Below are 3,833 nucleotides of genomic sequence, written 5' to 3' on the forward strand. Positions count from 1 at the left end.
CGATTCGCTGACGGATTTCGGAGGCCTTACCATTGGAGAATTGCTCCGGTAGCCGATCAACCCCGTACTCATCGTGCGCTCATAAAGTCCTCAGCGCAATCTCTCTTTCATCGGCGGAGTAATCGCTTAGGAAGCGCTTCGCATGTCCTCGGGACCAATAGAGAATACTGGGCACCACGCGCATAATTGAGGAGCGGCGATGAGCAGGGCACCGATCAAAAGCGGCACGCCCTGACCTTTGGATATCCGAGTCATGACTCCGATCCAGGAACGCGGGCGTGCACGTCTCAAACTACGCTTCCCTGATTGGCGAGATCGTTTTGATCTCGCCTTCAGCCTGTCCTTTCTCGAGACCTGCGAAGCGTACGAATTGGCTAGTCGCGCGCTTGAGCACTGGACCAAAGCGGACAACACGTCCAATAGCGCAATGATTGCAGAGTACCGAGAATTAGTAGCGTCGTTAGCCCTCGACGCGCAGCTTCTCGCAAGCCGCGACACTAAATCTGAGCCTCGGGGTTCTTAGGCCCGACAAGCAGAATACCCGCAACGACCAAACCAGGTGGTGGGCGATTAAGAGTTAGGGCGGGAAGGATCCTCCCTGGGCGTGAAAGCCCACGCGAAAAAGCCCATTGCGAAGTGCAAGACCATGGATTGAGACCCGGTCTGACCGGGGTCGCCTCCGCCCGACACGCCCTCGAGTTCGGCGTCGGAGATTTCCTTGCCGCTAGCCTCAGCAGATACCGCTGCCAGCTCGGTCACGTTGAAGTCGTAACCCTTGGCTGCGGCAAAGGCGACCACGTCCTCAGGCGACGTGGCTCCCGCCGTCCCATAGCTCCCTGCCTCGGCGCGCAAGCCGGCGTCGGACTTCAAATCAGCACTGAAGCGATGGATTTCGGATACGCTCATCTGGATGTCCTCTCCTGTCGGGACCAATCCGATCCTCTGATCTGCTCGACGTCCCTATCGCCAACATAATAGGGCAAGCTTACACGAAACTGACAACCCGAAGGGCTGGAGCCGCAACGCTTGGGTGAGAGGCTAGGAGGCTTGTCCGCCTTCAAACGTCACGTCGGCTAGCCCATCCTTCTTGCCGCCACGCTGCACGATCGTGAGACTGCCGTCGAGCAATGGACGCTGCAGGTAGCTCGCCACAGCCCATGACCGGTAGCCCCACCCCTCCCCGTTGCCACAGGCAATCCTGCAGCTGTCCACTCCTACTTTGTAATCAGTTTAGTCGGCTCGACTTCCGCCAGGCGCCGTGCGTCATCGCGGGCGGGGAAACGGGGCTACAATAATGAATATTGTGGGGGCTTGCGCCGCCGCGCTGCTTTTGGGCGCGTGCGGTACGGTTACGCGTGGGACGACGGCAGACGTCACCTTCAATTCCGCGCCGGCGGGCGCACATGTGCAGACATCGATCGGCCTCAGTTGTCCGGCCACGCCGTGCACCTTCCCGATCAGTCGAAAGCAGGCCTTTGTCGCGACGTTCTCACTACCCGGTCATGAAGAACAGCAGATCGCAGTCAAGACCGATATCAGCAGCGGCGGGGCCGCGGGCTTCGCCGGCAATATCATCGTCGGCGGCCTGGTCGGTATGGCGGTCGATGCCAGCACCAGCGCAGCGCTCGATCACCAGCCAAACCCCGTGTTTGCGACGATGGTGCCCACCGTGAAGCCGAAAGCTGCTCCAACTCAGCGCGCCCGACGCGGGAAGCGGCCGGCGGTCTAGCAAAGGCAAGCCCGGTTCAGAGCGGAGCCCAAGGCTGAGACCCTGGCACCGACGAGACTCCACCAGTTCTATGAAGGAACCGCGGTTGGCCTTTGGGGTTCATCCCACCAGCAAGGGCTAAACTCTATGCCTGGGCGACTTACCATCTATAGATCGGGCGAGGGCTGGGCCGCGCGGGACGCGACCGGGGCCAAGTATGGGCACTCGCCTAATCTCTTCCAGACGATCGAGGCTGCGGAGCGGTTGGCAAGGCGCGTCGGCGCCAAGGTCGTCCTCAGCCGCGAGGCGCAGAACCATCTGCTTTCGCAGCCAGGGAAAAAGCCAACAGGCTAAGCCTGTTAGATTGGAGCGGTGAAACGGTGCTGCCCCGCCGCCAAATCGGGGGGCACCCGATTGTCGCCCGCTTCATCCGCGTTGACCGGGATGTTGGTTAGAGACACGGAGTCGGGCCAGCGCCCTTCCGAGGTAGCCCGGCTGATTTCACCGTTCGGGCTATCCGGAGTGCGGTTCGTTTCGGCAAAGTAACTAGGGGGTGGGCGTTTTCGGAGCGGCGGACTGATCGCTGCAGCCGGGGGTTCTACATGCCGATCAACATAGAGATTCGAACGACCGAAGAGCGCGAAACCGCCGGCCGGCTAATCGAGCGGTTGATGGGCGCGATCGAAGACAGTCCAGAAGAGAGCAAGCTCAAGATGTTGCTCGCAGCGTGCGAGGCTTGGGACGCTAAACGCAAGCGGGCGCTCCTATGCCAGCCCAATCCATTCTGTGCGCTGGAGGAAAATCATGCCGTCACGGCCGTGCTGCCGTTCCAGTAGCCACTCGGGCGGAACCAATCGATCTTGTACGGGTAGTGACGGCAGGAGGAATTCCGATGGCCTTCACGATCCGATCCCAGGACGATTACGAAAAGGCGATCGCCCGAGTGCAGGAGCTTCGCAACCGAAGCCCGGCAACCGTCGCGGAAGAAAGCGAACTCCGTCATCTCCTAGGAGCTGCCGACGATTGGGACCGCACCATGGGCAGTGAGGCAGCCGGCGAAAGAAGCACTGCAGACGCTCTGGCCCGAGAAACGGGCGCTGGTTTCGCCGTTTTGATGGCGCGCCTATTTCCAGAGCGTGACTGGGTGGCAGAGCTCGCCAATTCCTTGGGCCAGAAGCGGAGCTACGTCGAGCGGCACCTTCAGCACGACGTGATGCCACCGCCCGATCTGGTCGACGCTGCACAACGGCTGGTGAATGCCGAACCCTCCTCAGGCGAACCGCGACCAAGCAAGGCATGAGCGAGCAGCCCCGTTTGACGATTACGGCGGCCGGCTAGATGCCGAAGCGAAACAGCGATCTATCCACCGCCGACAAGCGTTCCCCTTCGGACACTAGGTCAGCGAGCCCGTCCTTCTTCCCGCCACGCTGGACGATCGTCAGGCTGCCATACAATAGCGGTCGCTGGAGATAGCTCGCCACCGCCCAGGGCGCAGTCATCCAGGTTTCGCACTGCTCGGGCGTCGTCAGGATCACCGGCATCGCCTTGGGATGGACCGAACAAACCTCTGCGTTCGACTCGGTCGTCAGGGCATAGAGGTCGATCGTCTCCTCGCTGTTCTTGATCTTGCGGACCGAGGTCCACTGAGGCGCCCAGATGCCGGCGAAGAAGGCCGTCGGCCGCTCCTCACCGAACGCGAACCAGACGTCCTGCTTCGCGGCCCAGTCGAATTCGCTGAAGCTGGTGAAAAGGACGAGGCAGCGGTTCTCAACGCCCAGCCAGCGCCTCCAGTGCGAGCTCGAGGTATTGCGGACGTTGGTCGTGCCGCCGTCGGGCTCCATGCGGAGAAGTTGATCGAAGTCGACCTCCTGCCCCTTGGCGCGCAGCTTGTCTGCCCGTTTTGAGGCGGCGTCGAACAGCGCCTTCTTCGAAGACGGCATGCCCCATCGTGTCATGGCGAGGCGCGGACCATCCGCCTCGTTGCGGATGATCGGCGCCTCTGTCCGTCGTCAGATGATTTGAGGCTGTTTCGATGTCTCAGGAACGGAGGCTCTGGCTCATCTGGGTTTGAGGTTATGCGGCCTTCAGCTGATGCTGCAAGCGTCTCTGCTGGATGGTCTGGCGC

Annotated in this window: 4 protein-coding genes and 1 pseudogene; 3 read left to right on the plus strand and 2 right to left on the minus strand. The window is 61.3% G+C overall.

The features are described from left to right. Window positions 1–570: 570 nt before the first annotated feature. A complete protein-coding gene (locus RKE40_RS29285) occupies window positions 571–906 on the minus strand; it encodes a Nif11-like leader peptide family RiPP precursor (protein ID WP_316021680.1) in 336 nt (111 codons plus the stop codon). A 388-nt stretch (window positions 907–1,294) separates the two neighbouring features. Here RKE40_RS29285 and RKE40_RS29290 point away from each other — a divergent pair, with 388 nt between their 5' ends. The 3 genes from RKE40_RS29290 (at window position 1,295) to RKE40_RS29300 (ending at window position 3,008) form a co-directional block, all read left to right on the plus strand. Beyond that, window positions 1,295–1,729: a translation initiation factor 2 gene (locus RKE40_RS29290; protein WP_316021681.1), complete on the plus strand. Its 435-nt coding sequence runs from the start codon at window positions 1,295–1,297 to the stop codon at window positions 1,727–1,729. A gap of 581 nt (window positions 1,730–2,310) precedes the next feature. Further along, window positions 2,311–2,544, plus strand: a complete 234-nt coding sequence (locus RKE40_RS29295; RefSeq protein WP_316021682.1) for a hypothetical protein — start codon at window positions 2,311–2,313, stop codon at window positions 2,542–2,544. Window positions 2,545–2,600: 56 nt separating this feature from the next. Continuing rightward, window positions 2,601–3,008, plus strand: a complete 408-nt coding sequence (locus tag RKE40_RS29300; protein ID WP_316021683.1) for a hypothetical protein — start codon at window positions 2,601–2,603, stop codon at window positions 3,006–3,008. Window positions 3,009–3,042: 34 nt separating this feature from the next. Here RKE40_RS29300 and RKE40_RS29305 read toward each other — a convergent pair. Continuing rightward, window positions 3,043–3,708: pseudogene (locus RKE40_RS29305) on the minus strand (SOS response-associated peptidase family protein); the annotation flags it as partial. Window positions 3,709–3,833 lie beyond the last annotated feature (125 nt).

Origin of the sequence: Allobosea rubneri (assembly GCF_032464875.1) — a bacterium.
Taxonomy (GTDB): domain Bacteria; phylum Pseudomonadota; class Alphaproteobacteria; order Rhizobiales; family Beijerinckiaceae; genus Allobosea; species Allobosea rubneri.